Source organism: Anaeromyxobacter paludicola, assembly GCF_023169965.1.
GTDB lineage: Bacteria > Myxococcota > Myxococcia > Myxococcales > Anaeromyxobacteraceae > Anaeromyxobacter_B > Anaeromyxobacter_B paludicola.
On record NZ_AP025592.1, the window covers coordinates 1494460 to 1510703 of the forward strand.

General features: G+C 76.0%; 14 protein-coding genes. 3 read left to right on the plus strand and 11 right to left on the minus strand.

Going from position 1 to position 16244, the window contains the following annotated elements:
- Positions 1–47: 47 nt before the first annotated feature.
- Positions 48–587, minus strand: coding sequence for an ATP-dependent protease subunit HslV (gene hslV, locus AMPC_RS07035; RefSeq protein ID WP_248345437.1), 540 nt, complete (start codon positions 585–587; stop codon positions 48–50).
- Positions 588–674: 87 nt separating this feature from the next.
- Here hslV and AMPC_RS07040 point away from each other — a divergent pair, with 87 nt between their 5' ends.
- Entirely contained in the window at positions 675–1553 is an 879-nt protein-coding gene (locus AMPC_RS07040; protein WP_248345438.1) for a hypothetical protein, read from the plus strand.
- A 39-nt stretch (positions 1554–1592) separates the two neighbouring features.
- Here the strand turns inward: AMPC_RS07040 and xerC are convergent, their stop codons facing one another.
- Positions 1593–2537 carry a tyrosine recombinase XerC gene (gene xerC, locus AMPC_RS07045; protein ID WP_248345439.1) on the minus strand — a complete coding sequence of 315 codons (945 nt, stop codon included), beginning with the start codon at positions 2535–2537 and terminating at the stop codon, positions 1593–1595.
- A gap of 106 nt (positions 2538–2643) precedes the next feature.
- The gene (trmFO, locus tag AMPC_RS07050; RefSeq protein ID WP_248345440.1) at positions 2644–3960 is read right to left on the minus strand and encodes a methylenetetrahydrofolate--tRNA-(uracil(54)-C(5))-methyltransferase (FADH(2)-oxidizing) TrmFO; all 1317 of its coding nucleotides are present in this window, start codon (positions 3958–3960) and stop codon (positions 2644–2646) included.
- Positions 3961–4123: 163 nt separating this feature from the next.
- Between trmFO and AMPC_RS07055 the strand changes: the two genes are divergently transcribed.
- On the plus strand, positions 4124–4480 hold the full coding sequence (locus AMPC_RS07055; protein WP_248345441.1) for a TraR/DksA family transcriptional regulator: 357 nt from the start codon (positions 4124–4126) through the stop codon (positions 4478–4480).
- 10 nt (positions 4481–4490) lie between these two features.
- On the opposite strand, the gene AMPC_RS07060 is transcribed toward AMPC_RS07055, so the two are convergent.
- From AMPC_RS07060 to pgeF, 7 genes are all read right to left on the minus strand, one after another.
- Positions 4491–5063: an ExbD/TolR family protein gene (locus tag AMPC_RS07060; RefSeq protein WP_248345442.1), complete on the minus strand. Its 573-nt coding sequence runs from the start codon at positions 5061–5063 to the stop codon at positions 4491–4493.
- Between the two features lie 2 nt (positions 5064–5065).
- On the minus strand, positions 5066–5596 hold the full coding sequence (locus tag AMPC_RS07065) for an ExbD/TolR family protein (protein ID WP_248345443.1): 531 nt from the start codon (positions 5594–5596) through the stop codon (positions 5066–5068).
- Positions 5597–5614: 18 nt separating this feature from the next.
- Positions 5615–6259 carry a MotA/TolQ/ExbB proton channel family protein gene (locus AMPC_RS07070; protein ID WP_248345444.1) on the minus strand — a complete coding sequence of 215 codons (645 nt, stop codon included), beginning with the start codon at positions 6257–6259 and terminating at the stop codon, positions 5615–5617.
- Between the two features lie 103 nt (positions 6260–6362).
- Positions 6363–8792, minus strand: a complete 2430-nt coding sequence (gene topA / locus AMPC_RS07075) for a type I DNA topoisomerase (protein ID WP_248345445.1) — start codon at positions 8790–8792, stop codon at positions 6363–6365.
- Between the two features lie 21 nt (positions 8793–8813).
- Complete coding sequence (gene dprA, locus AMPC_RS07080; protein WP_248345446.1) at positions 8814–9701, minus strand: DNA-processing protein DprA; 888 nt, start codon at positions 9699–9701, stop codon at positions 8814–8816.
- A gap of 123 nt (positions 9702–9824) precedes the next feature.
- The gene (locus tag AMPC_RS07085; RefSeq protein WP_248345447.1) at positions 9825–11132 is read right to left on the minus strand and encodes a LysM peptidoglycan-binding domain-containing protein; all 1308 of its coding nucleotides are present in this window, start codon (positions 11130–11132) and stop codon (positions 9825–9827) included.
- A 67-nt stretch (positions 11133–11199) separates the two neighbouring features.
- Positions 11200–11931, minus strand: a complete 732-nt coding sequence (gene pgeF, locus AMPC_RS07090) for a peptidoglycan editing factor PgeF (RefSeq protein ID WP_248345448.1) — start codon at positions 11929–11931, stop codon at positions 11200–11202.
- A gap of 73 nt (positions 11932–12004) precedes the next feature.
- On the opposite strand from pgeF, the gene AMPC_RS07095 reads away from it, so the two are divergent.
- Positions 12005–12997, plus strand: coding sequence for a GAF domain-containing protein (locus tag AMPC_RS07095; RefSeq protein ID WP_248345449.1), 993 nt, complete (start codon positions 12005–12007; stop codon positions 12995–12997).
- On the opposite strand, the gene AMPC_RS07100 is transcribed toward AMPC_RS07095, so the two are convergent.
- The gene (locus AMPC_RS07100; protein WP_248345450.1) at positions 12994–16119 is read right to left on the minus strand and encodes a response regulator; all 3126 of its coding nucleotides are present in this window, start codon (positions 16117–16119) and stop codon (positions 12994–12996) included. The genes AMPC_RS07095 and AMPC_RS07100 overlap by 4 nt on opposite strands.
- Positions 16120–16244 lie beyond the last annotated feature (125 nt).

Sequence of the window (16244 nt, forward strand, 5' to 3'; positions counted from 1 at the left end):
CGTCGGTCTCGTCGCTCTCGTCACGTCATCAGGCCTGGGTAGAAGCACTAGAGCTCCTCGAAGGTGAGGTGGGTGTTGGTGTAGATGCAGATCTCGGCCGCCAGCTTGAGCGCCTCCTCCGCCACCTGCCGCGCCGGGAGGCTCGAGTGGGCGAGCAGCGCGCGGGCCGCGGCGAGCGCGTAGGGGGCGCCGGAGCCGACCGCCGCCACGCCGCCGCCCGGCACCTCGTCGGGCTCGATGACGTCGCCCGCGCCGGAGAGCACGAGCGTGTGGTCGCGGTCGGCGACGACGAGCAGGGCCTCGAGCTTGCGCAGGAAGCGGTCGGTGCGCCACTGCTTCGCGAGCTCGACCGAGGCCCGCGGCAGCGAGCGGGCGTGCTCCTTCAGCTTCTTCTCGAAGAGCTCGAAGAGCTGGAAGGCGTCCGCGGTCGCGCCGGCGAAGCCGGCCAGCACCTGCCCCTCCGCGAGCCGCCGGACCTTCCGGGCCGTGGACTTCATCACCGTCTTGTCGAGCGTGACCTGCCCGTCGCCGGCGAGCACCACCCGGCCCTCGCGGCGCACGCAGAGCACCGTCGTCCCGTGGAACATCGGCTACACGTAGCGCGGCGGGCCGTTCGGGGCAATCGGCTCTTGGCGCTTGCGCGCGGCCGGGGCCGGCGCGAAGAACGGGCTGCCATGCGGCCCGCGACCACCTCGGGGCGGACCCTCGGCGGCCCCGCGGCCGCCGCGCTCGCCCTGCTCCTCGCCGCCGCGCCGGCGCGCCCGCAGGATCGCGCGCTCGTCCCGGGGCGCATGGGGTACAACGCGCTCCCGGCCGTGCCGAACGAGGACCCCGCGGTGGGGGACGACGTCCTGGTCTCGCTGCAGCTGGCCGCGCAGGCCGCCGACCTCTCCGCCCGCGACGCCGCGGCGACGCCGTACCTCCGCGTGGAGGTGCCCTTCCGCGGCATCGCCGCCCTCTCCGTGGACGCCGTGCCGGTCGAGCTCTGGCGCGTGACCCCCGCGACCCAGCGGCGGCTGCAGGCGGCCTCGACCCGGGGCGTGGAGCTCGGCGACGTCCGGTTCGGCGCCCGCTTCCTCCTGGTCTCCGAGGCCGGCCTGCGGCCGGCGCTGGGGATCCGGCTCCTCACCAAGACCGCGAGCGGCAAGGGGCTCGAGAACCGGCGCTTCACCGCCGCCCCGGCGTACCTCGGCGACCTGCTCCTCGGGAAGGACCTCGCGAGCTGGCCGGGCGGCGCCCGGGTCCGCCTGCTCGCGAAGGCGGGGTTCCTCTCCTGGCAGCAGGGGGACGGGTGGCAGGACGACGGGCTCGACTACGGCGCGACCCTGCAGCTCCGCTCCGCCGGCGGCGCGCGGCTGGAGCTGGAGTGGCGCGGCTACACCGGCTACGAGCGCGACGACGAGCCGATGCTGGCGGGCCTCACCGCGGGCGTGCCGACGGGGCCGGTGGAGTGGGTCCTGACCGTCAACCGGGGGCTGCGCCACGAGGCGCCGCCGTGGGAGGTGCGGGCCGGCGCGGTCCTGCGGCTCCCCTCGCCCTGGCGCGCGCGGTAGCCGGCTGCGCGCCGCGGCGGGCGGCCCCGGGCCGTGTCCTCACGCCTTGGCGCGCGGGTGGGCCTGGTCGTAGACCTCGGCGAGCCGCTTCCAGTCGAGGTGGGTGTAGCGCTGGGTCGTGGAGAGGGAGGCGTGCCCGAGGAGCTCCTGGATGGCGCGCAGGTCGGCGCCGTTCCCGAGGAGGTGGGTGGCGAAGCAGTGGCGGAGCACGTGCGGGTGGACGTGGCGCGGCAGACCGCTCGCGAGCACCCAGCCGTCGAGCCTTCGCGCCACCGAGCGGGTCGAGAGCCGCCCGCCCCGGTAGTTGAGGAAGACGGCGCGCCGCGCGCCGCCCGCGTGGTCCTTGCCGGCCGCGAGCGCCGGGCGGACCTCGTCGAGGTACCGCCGCAGCGCCCCGCGGGCCTCGGCGCCGAAGGGGACGATCCGCTCCTTGCGCCGCTTGCCGAGCACCCGCACCAGCCCCTCGCCCAGGTCGAGGTCGGGGAGGTCGAGGCCGCACAGCTCGGCGACGCGGAGCCCGGAGCCGTAGAGCAGCTCGAGGAAGGCGCGGTCGCGCAGCGCCAGCGGGGCCGAGGCCGGCTCCTCGCCCGCGGCGCGGCGGGTGGGCGTCTCGACCAGCGCGGCCACCTCCTCCTCCGGCAGCACGGTCGGGAGGTTCTTGGGGCGCTTCGGCGAGGCGACGGCGCGGGCCGGGTTGGCCTCGGCGAGCCCCTCGCGGACGAGGTAGCGGTAGAGGGTCCGGAGCGCGGAGAGCTTGCGGGCGACGCTCACCGGGCCGCAGCTCCCGGTGATCCGGGCCAGGAACCCGCGCACGACGGCGGGGGTGGCGCGCGCGGCCGGGAGCCCCAGCTCGGCGAGGTAGGCGGCGAACTGCGAGAGATCGACGAGGTAGGCCTTCGCCGTCCGGGGCGAGGCGCGCCGCTCGGTCTCGAGGTGCGCCAGGAAGCCCTGCAGCTCGGGCGGGAGCGTGGCGGCGTCGGCCATGGGGAGAGCGGTAGCAGAGGGGAGCGGGCGGGGGAAGTTCCTGGCCCGCGCGGCGGGGCGGCGCCGCCCGGCGGGCGCCGGCGCCCGGCCGGGGACGCGCCGCCGGCTAGAGCCAGGCCCCGAGCGCCTCGCGAGCGCGGGCCGCGTAGCCCTCCTTGCGCGCCTGCTTCCCGCGGAACCGGCCCTGCAGCGGCGGGAAGAGCGCGAAGATCACGTTGCTCGGCTGGTACGGGGTCCCCGGGGGGTGGGCCTCGCCGGTGAGGTGGCGGTGCAGGGCCCCGACGGCGGTCTCGGGCGGCGGCGGCCGGAAGTCGCGGCCGTCGAGCCGGTCGAGGATGGCGCGGGCCGCGAGGTGGCCGCAGGCCGCCGACTCCACGTAGCCCTCCACGCCGGTCATCTGCCCGGCGAAGAAGAGGTGCGGGCGGGCCCGGAGCGAGAGGTCGGGCGCGAGCAGGCGCGGGGCGTCGAGGAAGGTGTTGCGGTGGATCTGGCCGAGGCGGAGGAACTCCGCCCGGGCGAGGCCCGGCAGGTGCTCGCGGAAGATCCGCTGCTGCGCCGGCCAGGTGAGCCGGGTCTGGAAGCCGACCAGGTTCCAGGCGGTCCCGGCCACGTCCTCGCGCCGGAGCTGCACCACGGCGTACGGGCGCCGCCCGGTGCGGGGGTCCTCGAGCCCGACCGGCTTCATGGGCCCGTAGGCGAGCACCTCCGGCCCGCGCTCGGCCATCACCTCGATCGGCAGGCAGCCCTCGAAGTAGCGCGGCTCCTCGAAGCCGTGCGCCGCGACCTTCTCGCCCTCGAGGAGCGCGGCGACGAAGGCGCGGTACTGCGGCTCGTCGAGCGGCAGGTTGAGGTAGTCGGCCCCCTCGCCCTTGTCGTACCGGCTCTTCCGGTAGGCGATCGCCATGTCGATGGAGTCGGCGGAGACGATGGGGGCGATGGCGTCGTAGAAGGCGAGCCCGCCGCCGCAGGCCCGCTCGACGTCGCCCGCGAGGGCGTCGGCGGTGAGCGGCCCGGTGGCCACCAGCGCGAGGCCGGGCCCCTCGGGGAGCGCGGCCGCCTCGCGCTCCACCACGGCGACGCCGGGCGTGGCGCGGAGCCGCTCGGTGACGCGCGCGCTGAACCGCTCGCGATCCACCGCCAGGGCGTCGCCGGCGGGGACGCGCGTCTCGTCGGCGCAGCGGAGCACCAGGCTCCCGAGCCGGCGCAGCTCCTCGTGCAGGAGCCCGACCGCGTTGTGCGGGTTGTCCGAGCGGAGGGAGTTCGAGCAGACCAGCTCGGCGAGGCCGGGCAGGTGGTGCGCCGGGGAGCGCCGGCCGGGCTTCATCTCGAGGAGCTCGACCTCGACCCCCGCCGCCGCCAGCACCGCCGCGGCCTCGCTCCCGGCGAGCCCGCCGCCGATCACCGTCACGCGCCTGTCAGCCATCCGAACGCCTCCCTGCCCGCTTCGCCGCGGCGCGCCAGCGCGCCCCGGCCCTCCGGCGAGCGGCCCACCTTGCTGCAACCGCCGCCGGGTGTCCATGTTGAGGTCGCCGGACGTCCCGGCGCCAGGAAAGGTGAGCAGCGTGCGCGCACAAGAGCTCGAACGGATGAAGCGTCACCTCCATCGACGCCGCAGCCAGATCCTGGAGACGAGCCGGCGCGCCCACGCCGAGCTCGACGCCCTGCGGAGCGCGGAGCGGGATCCGGAGTTCGAGGAGGGGGCGCAGAACGAGCACGCCCAGTACACGCTCACCGCCCTCACCGACGTGCACCGGCGGGAGATCGCCGCCATCGACGCGGCCCTCGCGCGCATGGAGAGCGGGGCCTACGGCGTCTGCCTCGACTGCGAGAGCGAGATCGACCCGAAGCGGCTGCACGCCCTGCCCTACGCCCTGCGCTGCGCCGACTGCGCGACGCGCCTCGAGCGGGGCCTGGTGGCCGAGACGGTGGGGCCCACGCTGTAGCCGGGGCGGCCTACTCGCCCTTCATCACCATCAGCTTGTACTCGCCGAGCTCGGCCTGGCCGGCCGTGTAGAGCACGTCCATCACGGTGCGGTACGGGATGCGCCGGTCGGCGATCACGTTCACGCGCCCGGTGAACGGCGCCTTCGGGTTGTAGCGGGCGATGTACTTCTGCTTCTCCACCTCGCGGCGGAGCGACTGGAGCACCGCGGGGACGAGGTGGGCGTCGGCGCGGCCGTCCTTCGCCGCCGCCGGGATGACGCCGTCCTGCACCTTCACCGCCGGCCGGTCGTTCACCGCCACCTCCTCGAGCGAGATGGTGACGTTGATGTTGTCCTGCGGCGCGAGCTGGGTGGTGGACTGCGCCAGCTTGAGGGCCTCGGTCTGGTTCACGTTGAGCGCCGAGGCCGAGTAGCTCTTGAGCAGGAACACCAGGATGATGGTCATCATGTCCATCATCGCGGTGATGTTGAGCTCCTTGATCTCCCCGGCGCGCTCGCGGGCCTTGCGGCGCTCGCGGCGCAGCCGGGCGCGCTCGCGGGCGCGATCGGTCTTCGGGGCGGCGGTCGCGAGGGGCGTGGTCATCGTCAGCCCAGGATCGACAGCGACACGTCGGGGAAGAGCTTGCGGTCCTGGGCGCCCTCGGCCGCCGCGCCGCGGAGTTCGCGGCAGGCGTCCATGGTCTGGACCAGCACCTCGTAGGGGACCTCGCCGTCGGCGGAGAGGATGAGGTTCGTCTCCTTGGGGAAGCGCGCCTTGATGCGCTTCATGTGCTCGGCGAGCGCGGCGTAGTCGTAGGCGCCGTCGGGCTTGCGGGCCACGGTCGGCGCGCGGGCCGCGTCGATCGACTTCTCCAGCCCCTCGAGCGCCCCGCCGGCGCTGGCGATGTAGAAGCCCTGCCGGGAGATGGCGACCGTGAGCAGCAGCTTCGGCTGCTCCGCGCCCTGGAGCGCGGCGCTCTCGCCGCCGATCCGCGGCGCGGAGACGTTGAGCACGCCGAGGCTCACGAGCCCGGTCATGCTGAGCAGCATGAACATCACGAGGTTCGTGACGATGTCGAGGTACGGGACGATGTTGAGCTCGCCCGCCTCCTCCTGCTCCCGGATCCGCCGGCGCATCGGCGCTCTCCCGACCGGCTAGGCGCCGCGGGCCTGGACCGCGGGCGCGGCCGCCAGGGCGTTCTCGAGCTTGAGCGCCGACGCCTCGATCTCCTCGACCATCGCCTTCGACTTCGAGGTGAGCATGAGGTGGGCCACGATGCAGGTCACCGCGATGCCGAGGCCGAAGGCGGTGTTGTTCATGGCCTCCGAGATGCCGCGGGAGAGCATGAGCTGCTTCATCTCGGGGCTGGCGGCGCCGAGCGACTTGAAGGTGCCGATGAGGCCGGTGATGGTGCCGATGAGGCCGAGCAGCGTCGCGATGTTGGCGAGCGACCAGAGCGAGGAGATGCGCTTCGAGACGAGCGGGGTGGCGTCGAGGACCGCCTCCTCGAGCGCGCCGGCGACGTCCTCGCCGCGCTGGTGGGCGGCGAGGCCGGACCGGAGCACCGCGGCGAGCGGGGCCTTTCCGGCGGCGGCCGCGAACTGCTCGGCCGCGGCGACCCGCCCGGCCCGGACGTCCTCGACCACCTTGCCGACGAACGGCCCGGCGTCGACGTTCAGCTTGAACCCGAGCGCCACGAAGCGCTCCACGATGACGGCCACGGCCACCGCCGAGGCGACCAGGTTCACGAACATGAACGGTCCGCCTTCGCGGAAGAAATCGGCCAGGTGCTGGATCATCGACCTCGCTCCTTGGAGGTAGGCGGGTCATCCCGAATCGGGAGACCCGCCTGAAATCAGGAGCGATTTTCCTACCAGCCCCGGACGGAGGCTGTCAAGCGAGCTAGCCCCCGGCCGTGGAGCGCGCCGGCTCGTCCTTGGCCCGCCGGTAGTCGCACTCCTTGTTCGGGCAGGCGATGAACGGGCCGTCCTTCTTCGAGTACTTCTCGACCAGGAAGGCGCTCCCGCAGGTCGGGCACGGCTCGTTCCGCGGCCGGTCCCAGGAGACGAAGTCGCAGGACGGGTACGAGGAGCAGCCGTAGAAGGTCCGGCCGCGCTTGGAGCGGCGCTCGCTGATGTAGCCGCCGCAGCCCTTCGGGCAGGACACGCCGATGCTGATGGGGCGCGAGGTCTTGCACTCGGGGTACTTGGAGCAGGCGAGGAAGCGGCCGAAGCGGCCCTTCTTCACCACCATCGGAGCGCCGCAGGTCGGGCACTTCTCGTCGGTGGTGATCTCCTCCTCCTTCTCGGGGACGATCTGCTCGCCGTCCCGCTTGAAGTTCATGGTGTTGCGGCACTCCGGGTAGCCGGAGCAGGCGAGGAACTCGCCCATGCGGCCCCACTTGATGACCATCGGCTTGCCGCACTTCTCGCAGGCGTGCTCGGTCGGCGTCTCCTGCCGCTTCACGTCGCGCATCTGGACCTCGGCCTTGGCGAGGTCCTCCTTGAAGCCCACGTAGAAGTCGCCGAGGACCGCCTGCCACTGCAGGTTGCCCTCCTCGATCTCGTCGAGCTTCTCCTCCATCCCGGCGGTGAAGGTGACCTCCATCTCGCGCGGGAAGGCGCGCACCAGCTCGTCGGTGACCACGTTGCCGAGCTCGGTGGGCTTGAAGACCTTCTCCACCTTCTCCACGTACTGCTTCTCCTGGATGGTGGAGAGGATGGCGGCGTAGGTGGACGGGCGGCCGATGCCCCGCTCCTCGAGCTCCTTGATGATGGAGGACTCGTTGAAGCGCGGGGGCGGCTGGGTGAAGTGCTGCTCGGGGAGGAGCTTCCGGAGCTGGAGCGCCTGGCCCGCCTCGAGCGGCGGCAGCAGCTTCTCGGCGTTCTTGTCCTTCTCGTCGCCCTCCCCGGCGCTCTCCTCGGGGGCGGCGCCGGCCTCGTCCTCGGGGCGCTGCGCGCCGTAGACGGCGAGGTACCCCGGGTTCTTGAGCACCGAGCCCGTGGCGCGGAAGGTGGCGCGGCCGGCGGCGATGTCGGCGGTGGTCTGGTCGTAGACCGCCGGGATCATCTGGCAGGCGACGAAGCGGTTCCAGATGAGCTCGTAGAGCCGGAACATGTCCCGCTCGCCCATCTCGTCGAAGTAGCCGGCCACGCGCTCCGGGGTCCAGTCGAGCGAGGTCGGGCGCACCGCCTCGTGGGCCTCCTGGGCCGCCTTCTGCTTCGTCTTGTAGACGTTCGGCTCGGCCGGGAGCAGGTCCTTGCCGTAGCGCTCGCCGATGTGGACGCGGACCGCGTCCACCGCCTCGGTGGAGAGCCGCACCGAGTCGGTGCGCATGTAGGTGATGAGGCCGACCGCGCCCTCGTCGCCCAGCTCCACGCCTTCGTAGAGCCGCTGCGCGAGCGTCATGGTCTTCTTGGCGGTGAAGCCGAGCCGGTTGGCCGCCTCCTGCTGCAGCTTGGCGGTGGTGAAGGGGGGCGGCGGGTTGCGCCGGCGCTCCTTCTTCTCCACGGTGGCGACCTGGAAGGCCGCGCCGTCGAGCTCCTTCACCAGCGCCCGGGTGGTCTCGCCCTCCTTCAGCTCCGCCTTCTTGCCGTCGAGCTTGGCGAGCCTGGCCCGGAACTCGGGCGGCAGGGCCGCCGCGAGGTCGGCCTCGAGGCTCCAGTACTCCTCGGGGACGAACGCCTGGATCTCGCGCTCGCGCTCCACCACCAGGCGCACCGCCACCGACTGGACGCGCCCCGCCGAGAGGCCCCGGCGCACCTTCTTCCAGAGGATGGGGCTGATCTGGTAGCCGACGAGCCGGTCGAGGATCCGGCGGGCCTGCTGCGAGTCGAACTTCTTGCGGTCGAGGTCGATGGGGGCCTGGATGGCCTTCTGGATCGCGTTCTTGGTGATCTCGTTGAAGAGCACCCGGCGCACGCGCTCGTCGCCGCCCTCCGCGCCGAGCTCCTCCGAGATGTGCCAGGCGATCGCCTCGCCCTCGCGATCGGGGTCGGTCGCGATGAAGACCCGCTCCGCCTTCTTGGCCGCCTTCTTGATGTCGGAGAGGACCTTGGCCTTGCCCTTGATGACGTCGTACTCGGGCTGGAAGCCGTGCTCGACGTCCACGCCGATCTTCGACTTCGGCAGGTCCTTCACGTGGCCCACCGACGCCTTCACGTCGTAGGAGCGCCCCAGGTACTTCTTGATGGTCTTGGCCTTCGCGGGGGACTCCACGATGACCAGGCTCGGTCCGCCCAGGGCGGCGGCGCCCTTCGCGGCCGGCTTCCTGGCCTTGGGGGCGCTCTTCTTCTTGGGGGCTTCGACGAGGCTGTCGGTCTTGGTCGTCATCTCTTCCTTTTGGAGCAACCGCTAGGCGCTGCCGTCTTCGCGGCGCAGAAAGTAGTTTCCGGGCCGCTGCTCGCAAAGCCCCTGGAGCTCGAGCGAGAGCAGCCCGGCGAGGGCGGCCCCCGGCAGGAGCCCGGCCGCGGTCGCGACCTGCTCGGCGTGGCGCGGCGCGGCCCCGAGCGCGGCGAGGAGCGCGGTCTCGTCGGGCGGGAGCGGCGGCGCGGCGCGCGGCGCGGGCGGGACGAGCGGCAGCTGCGCGGCGATGCCGAGGACGGCGAGGACGTCGCGGGCCGAGGTGGCGACCCGGGCCCCGTCGCGCAGCAGCCCGAGCGGGCCCTCGGCGAGCGGGTCGCCCACCTGCCCGGGGACCGCGAACAGCGGCACCCCCTGCCGGCGAGCGCAGGCGGCGGTGATGAGGGCGCCGCTCCGGGCGCGGCAGCGGACCACCACCACCGCCTCGCTCATGCCGCTCACGATCCGGTTTCGCTGCGGGAAGGTGGACCGCGCCGGGTGGGCGCCGTCGGCGTACTCGGAGCAGAGGGCGCCGCCGCCCGCCAGGATCCGGTCGAAGAGGCCGGCGTGGTGCGGCGGGTAGACCACGTCCACGCCGCACCCGAGGACCGCGACGGTGTGGCCGCCGGCCGCGAGCGCGCCCTCGTGGGCGGCCGCGTCCACGCCGTCGGCGCCGCCCGAGACGACGGTGGCGCCCGCCCGGGCGAGGTCGCGCCCGAGGGCGCGGGCCATGGCGAGCCCGTACTCGTCCGAGTGCCGGGAGCCGACCACGGCCACCCGGCGCGCCGCCGCGGGGCCGAGCTCACCCCGGACCCGCAGCCACGCCGGCGCCCCCGGGACGTCCCGGAGCCGTGCCGGGAAGCCGGGATCGTCGCGCAGGATGGTGCGGGCGTCCCCCATGAGGTCGGGCCATATACTCGCGGGGTCCGACAGCGTCAAGACGGGGCCGCGCGGCCGAGGGAGCGCCGGCCAGGACCCGCCGAGGGCAGCAAGCCCCTGAAAACCTCGCGAATTCGGCGCGGGTCAGTTGGAGCCGGCGCCCGACTGGGCGGTCGCGGGCACCCGCATCTCCACCCGGTCGCCGACCACCAGCTCGAGCACGGTGCGGGTGACGAGCGCGGTCGAGGAGTGCTCGCGCGCGTCCACCACGACCAGGCTCCCGACCACCTCGTCGGGCAGCGGCTTGCGGTCGAGCTGCTGGACGGTGCGCACGTTCACCGGGTCGCCGTTGCGGACCACGGTGAAGACGTTCCCGTCCTCGACGCCGTCGGTGGTGCCCTTGTCCACGAAGACGAACTCGTTGTTGCCGATCTGGGTGGTGTCGTCGAGCTGCGCCGCGACGATCACGCCCTTCACGGCGGCGCGGTTCGCCTTCTCGACCACGCGCCCGGTGAGCCGGTCGGCGTAGGGGGCGACGAGCGCGCCGCGCTCGATGGGGCCGTAGGCGCTGGCGATGCGGACCGTGGCGACGGGGCCGTCCATGGAGAGCACCTGCGCGGTGCCGATGATCGACGTGCGCAGGCCGAAGGGCTGCCGGGTCACCGGGTGGAGCACCTGCAGGCCCGGCTCGAAGACGAGGTAGCGCTGCCCGGGCTGGACCGCCCCCTCGTGCGAGAACCGGACGTAGGCCCGGTCGTCGGTCGAGAGGAGGAACTTCTCCTCGAAGGCGGAGGTGATCGACCCGGACTGCTCGAGCTCCTTCTTGGTGATGAAGGTGTCGCGACGGACGGCCCGCCCGCTCACCGGGGCGAGCCCGATCTTGTACGGGCCGACGACCTTCACGTCGTCGTTCGCCATCTCCGGCATGCGGAGGTCGCCCTTGGAGAGGTCCTCGGTCTCGCGCGCCGGCGCGTCCTCGGCCACCTCCGGCGCCGCCGGCGCGGCCGCCGGCTTGCCCGCCGGACCGAGCCGGATCTCCTGCCCGGGGTTGATCCGGTGCGGGTTCGCGATCTCCGGGTTGTAGGACCAGACCTTCGGCCAGGCGTAGGGGTCCTGGAGGTACTTGCCGGTGATGTCCCAGAGGGTGTCGCCCTTCTGGACGGTGTGCTTGTCGGCGACGTCGGCGGCGGGCGCGCCCGCCACCTCGACGGCGGAGACCTCGCCCGACTCGAGCTTCTCCGCGGCGCGCCCCAGGTCGAGGCTCCCGTCGCCCGGCTTGCCCTTCTGGCCGCCGGCCTCCTCTGCGAGCGCCGCGTCGGCGGCCCGCGTATGGCGCGCCGTCCCCGCCGCCTGGACCGCGCCCGCCTTGCGGGCCGCGTCGAGGGCTTGCGTCTGTGCGAGCGCCACCGCCGGGACGAGGGCGAGGAGTGCGATCGTGCGGCTCGGGCTCATGGGACGGGCTCCTTCGAGGGTCTCGCCAGAAAAATCCCGAGAATCTTCAAGCTAAACGGGGGGCGAGTCAAGGAAGGGGGGCGATGAAGCCGGCCTGCCGCCCGGTCCGTCCCGCGTCGCGCCGGTGAGAGAAGAAGCGGCGCCGGTCGCACGCCGTGCAGAGGCCGAGAACCTCGACGTTTTCCGGACGGAGGCCGAGGGCGACGAGCGCCTGCACGTTCGCCTGCCAGAGATCGAGGTGCGGGGTTTCGGCCTGCGCGACCACCCCGGCCCCGAACGCGCCGGTGAAGCGATCGGCCAGGTCGGGAGAGACCTCGTAGCAGCAGCGCCCGATCGAAGGCCCGACCGCCGCCCGCAGCGATCCCACGGGGGTCCCGGTCAGGCGCGAAAGGGTCGCCGCCGTCTCGGCCGCGATCCGCGCCAGGGTGCCGCGCCAGCCGGCGTGCGCCGCCGCCACCGCGCCCGTCTCCGGGTCCGCGAGGAGCACCGGGACGCAGTCGGCGACCGAGACGCAGGCGGCGAGCCCCCGGCGCCTCGAGACCACCGCGTCGGCCGGCTCGCGCGGCGCGTCCGGATCCGGCTCGACCACCACCCGCGCGCCGTGGACCTGATCGACGCGGGCGAAGCGCAGGCCCGTCTCGCGCCCGAGCCGGGCCCAGTTCCCGGCGACGGCCGCCGGGTCGTCCCCGACCCCGCCGCCGAGGTTGAGCGCGTCGTAGGGAGGCGCGGAGGCGCCGCCGTCGCGCGTGGTGAAGCCGTGCGGGAAGGCGGCGAGCAGGCGGCTCTTCACGATCTCCATGGCCGGGAGCCTAGCGCGCCCCGCGCCTTGTGGCGCGCGAAACCCCGGTGGTACGCTTTCGCGCTCGCGACCCATGAACGCCTTCATCGAGAAGTCCATCGGCAGGAAGCTCCTCCTCGCCGTCGGCCTGCCCTCGGCCGTCATCGCCGGCGCCGGGCTCCTCTGGCTGCGCGCCGAGACCGCCCACCTCTCGCCCCACCTCGCGGAGGCCGTGCTCGCGGCCGTGGCCGTGCTCGCGCTCGCCATGTCGGCGGCCCACTTCCTCGCGGTGCGGCTCCTGGTCGAGCGGCCCCTGCGGAGCCTGGCCGCCGGCATGCGCCGGGCCGAGGAGGGCGATTTCCTCTTCCGCATGCCGGTGGCGAGCCGGGACGAGCTCGGCCAGCTCGCCGAGCGGTACAACGCCATGCTCGCCGCCATCACCGACCTGCACGCGCTCCGGCTCGACGACGCGCGGGCCATGGACTTCCTCCAGCGCGAGGTGGCGCTGAAGCGCGAGCTCGAGGCCCAGCACCGGCTCCTCGACGACACGAACCGAAGGCTCGAGGCGCGCCTCAACGAGCTCACCCTCCTCCACGACCTGGGGCGCACCCTCGCCTCGACGCTGCGGCTCGACGAGCTGCTCCGCTACGTGGTGGATCACCTGGGGCAGGCGCTCGGCTACGAGCGCTTCGTCATCTTCCTGGCCGAGGGCTCGGGGGACCTCGTGGCGGCGGAGAGCTACGGCGTGCGGGCCGAGATCACGGGGACGCGCCTCCCGCCGGGCGAGGGCGTGGCCCAGGCGGCCGCCGTCTCCCGCGAGCTCGTGCTGGTGCGGGACACCGCCCGGGACTCGCGGCTGCAGGGGTCGCGGGTGGCCGACTCGCAGGGCTCGCTGGTGGCGCTGCCGATGCTCTACAAGGGCGAGTGCGTGGGGGTGCTCGACCTCTTCCGCCCGGTGCTCGACGGCTTCTCGGCGGAGGAGCTGCAGCTCCTGCAGTCGGTCGCGAGCCAGGCGGCGATGGCCATCTCCCACGCGCGGCTGCTCGAGCACGCGCTCGGCTCCGAGCAGGCCGCCGCCGGCGGCTAGGGGACCTCCACCGCCCGGTTCACGTCGGGCTCCGGGCCGCCGCGCCGGGCGCGCTCCAGCTCGAGCTCGGCGAGGCGCAGCCGCCGGGCCTTGTCCTGCAGCGCCGCCTGGAGCCGCTCCGCCTCCTCGGCCCGCGCCGCGTCGCGCCGCGCCAGCTCCTCCCGCGCCCGCTCCCGGGCCTGCTCGAGGGCGGCGCGCGCCCGCGCGGCGGCCTCGTCCCCGGTCCGCGCCGCGAGCGCCGCCCGCCGCTCCGCCTCGGCCGCGCGCGCCTCGGCCGCCGCCGCCCGCCCGGCCGCCTCCCGCTCGGCCTGCTCCCGCCGGGCGCGCTCCGCCTCGACGAGCGCCTCGGCCTCGCGCTCGCGCGCGTCCCGCGCCGCCCGCACGCCCTCGAGCTCCTCCCCGAGCGCCCGCAGCCGCTCCTCGGCCTCGCGCGCCCGGGCCTCGCCCCGCTCGGCGCGCGCGGCGAGCTCGGCGGCGGCCCGCTCCCGCTCGCCCGCCAGCCGCGCCTCGCGCTCGGCCAGCGCCGCCGCCCGCGCCTCCGCCGCCTGGGCCGCGCGCCCGAGCTCGGCCCGATCGGCGGCCCGCGCCGCCTCGGCGGCCGCGAGGCGCGACTGGAGCGCCGCGACCCGCGCCTCGAGGGAGGCCCGCCCCTTCTCGGCCTCGCCGCGGGTCGCCTCCAGCCGCTCGGCCGAGGCCCGCGCCGCGGCGGCCGCCTCGGCCGCGAGCGCCTCGGCCCGCCGCTCCGCCACCGCGCGCGCCTCGGCCGCCTCCGCGAGGTCGCGCCGGAGCGCCTCCTCGCGCCGGCCCCGCTCGCCCCCCTCGGCCCGCACGACGCGGTCGAGCTCGGCGAGCGCGTCGGTCTTGCGCGCCAGCTCCGCCAGGAGCTCCTCCTCGCGCTCGGACTGCGCCAGCGCGGCCGCCTCGTCGCGGGCCCCGAGCGCGGCCTCCGCCTCGCGCCGGGCGCCCGCCTCGGCCTCGAGCGCCGCCGAGAGCCGGGCCCGCTCCTTGGCGGCCGCGGCGAGCCGGGCCTCGAGCTCGCGCCCGCGCTGGACGGCGGCCGCCGCCTGGGCGCGGCCGTCCTCGGCCGCCGAGGTGGCCTGGAGCAGCGCCGCCCGCAGCTCCTCCGCGTCGCGGGCCGCCGCCGCGAGCGCCTCCCCGGAGGCGGCGCGCGCCCGCTCCGCCTCGAGCGAGGCGCCCTCGAGCGCCGCCTTCAGGTCCGCGAGCTCGCTCTCCGCCTCGCGCGCGCGCGCCGCCGCGGGCGCGAGCCCCTCGGCCCGGCGCCGCTCGGCCTCGCGCGCCGCCTCGAGCTCGCCCACCCGGGCGCGGAGCTCCCCGGCCGCCGCCTCCGCCTGCTCGGCCCGGGCGCGCGCCGCCTCGGCGTGGCGCGTGAGGGCCGCGAGCTGCCCGGCCGCCGCGGCCACCCGCTCCTCGAGCGCGCGGCGGCGCTCCTCCGCGTCGCGCAGCGCCGCGGCGAGCGCGCCGGCCCGCCCGCGCTCCGCCTCGGCGGCGGCGCGGAGCTCCGCCTCGCGCGCGGCCTGGGCCTGCCGCTCGTCCTCGAGGGCGCAGAGCGCGGCCGCCGCGGCGTCCCGCTCCCGCGCCAGCTCGCCGGCGCGCGTCCGCTCCGCCTCCAGGCTCGCCGCGTGCGCGGCCCGCTCCGCCGCCCGCCCGCCCCGCTCCCGCTCCAGGCCGGCCCGGGCCTGCTCCAGGGCCCGCGAGGCCTCCTGCTCGCCCGCCGAGGCCTGCGCCGCCCGGGCCTCGAGCTCGCGCGCCCGCCGGGCCGCCTCCTCCCGCTGCCGCGCCGCCTCGGCGCCGGCCCCCGCCAGCGCCGACCTGAGCTCCGCCTCGACGCGCCGCCGCTCGCGGGCGCCCTGCTCCACCTCGGCCTGCAGCGCCCCCACCTCCTCGGCGCGGCGGGCCAGCGCCCGGGCGAGCTCGGCGGCGCGCGCCTCGAGCTGCTCGCGCGCGCCCGTCAGCTCCGCGCCCGCCGACCGCGCCCGCTCCTCCAGCTCGGCGAGCGCCGCCTCGGCGCGCCCGGCCCGCTCCAGCGCCGCCTCCGCGCCCGCCTCCGCCGCGCGCCGGGCCTCCTCGGCCGCCGCCCTCCCCCGCTCCGAGTCCTGCAGCCGCGCCGCCCGGTCCGCCTCCCGCGCGGCCGCCGCCTCGCGCTCGCGGCGGAGCTCCTCCTCGAGCGCGGCCTCGCGGGCCTGGCGCTCCGCCCGCGCGCTCGCCGCCCCCTCCTCGGCGGCCCGGGCCTCGCGCCGGGCCTCCGCGAGCGCCGCGTCGGCCGCCCGCGCCGCGCCCTCGGCCTCCCGGGCGCGCCGCTCCGCCTCCTCGAGGAGGCGGCCCTGCCCGGCGGCGAGCGCCTCGGCGCGCGCGCGCGCCTCCGCGAGCTCCGCGCCCCTCGCCTCCAGCTCGGCCGCGAGCCGCGCCGCCCGCTCCTCCGCCTCGGCGAGCGCGGCGCCCTGCCCCATCCGCTCGCGCGCCTCCGCCGCGCGCGCCCGCTCCCCGCCCTCGCGGGCCTCGACCAGCGCCGCCTCCAGCGCGCGGCGCCCGTCCGCGGCCTCCGCGAGCTCCCGGCCGCGGCGCGCCTCCGCCTCGCGGAGGGCCCGATCCAGGGCGAGCTTCTCGAGCATGAGCCGCTCGAGCGCCGCGGCGTGCTCGCGCTCGCGCTCGGCGAAGCGGGCCCGCTCCTCGGAGAGCCGCTGCAGCAGCTCCCGGAGGTCGGCGCCCGGTGCGTCGTCGGCGGGGGGCGCCCCGAGCAGCCGCCGGAGCAGCGCCGCGAGGTCCCCCGGCTCGAGCGGGAGGCCCAGGTAGGCGTCGGCGGCGGCCGGGCCGCGCGCGTGCGCGGCGATCGCCTCGGCCGGCGCCTCCGACGAGAGCAGCACGATCGGGAGCTCGGCGGTGCGCGCGTCGCGCCGGAGCGCGGCGCAGAGCCCGAACCCGCTCCGGTCGGGCAGCTCCGCCCGCAGGAGCAAGAGGTCGGCGGCGTCCCGGGCGAGGGCCGCCTCCGCCTCGGCGGCGGTCGTCGCCCGCGCCGGCTCACAGCCCTCGGCGGCGGCGATGGCCGCGAGCTGGCGCGCCGCCGCGGCGTCCGGCTCGACGATGAGAACGCGTCTGGAGTCCATCGCGCCGCCTGCCCCTCCGCGGGGCGGGAGGGCCGTCGCTGCGCACCCTCCTGCCGTCCAGCCGGCAATCTAGGCACGCGGGCGGGCTCGGGCGCCTGCCCCTCGTCGAGCCCCCGGGCGAGCGA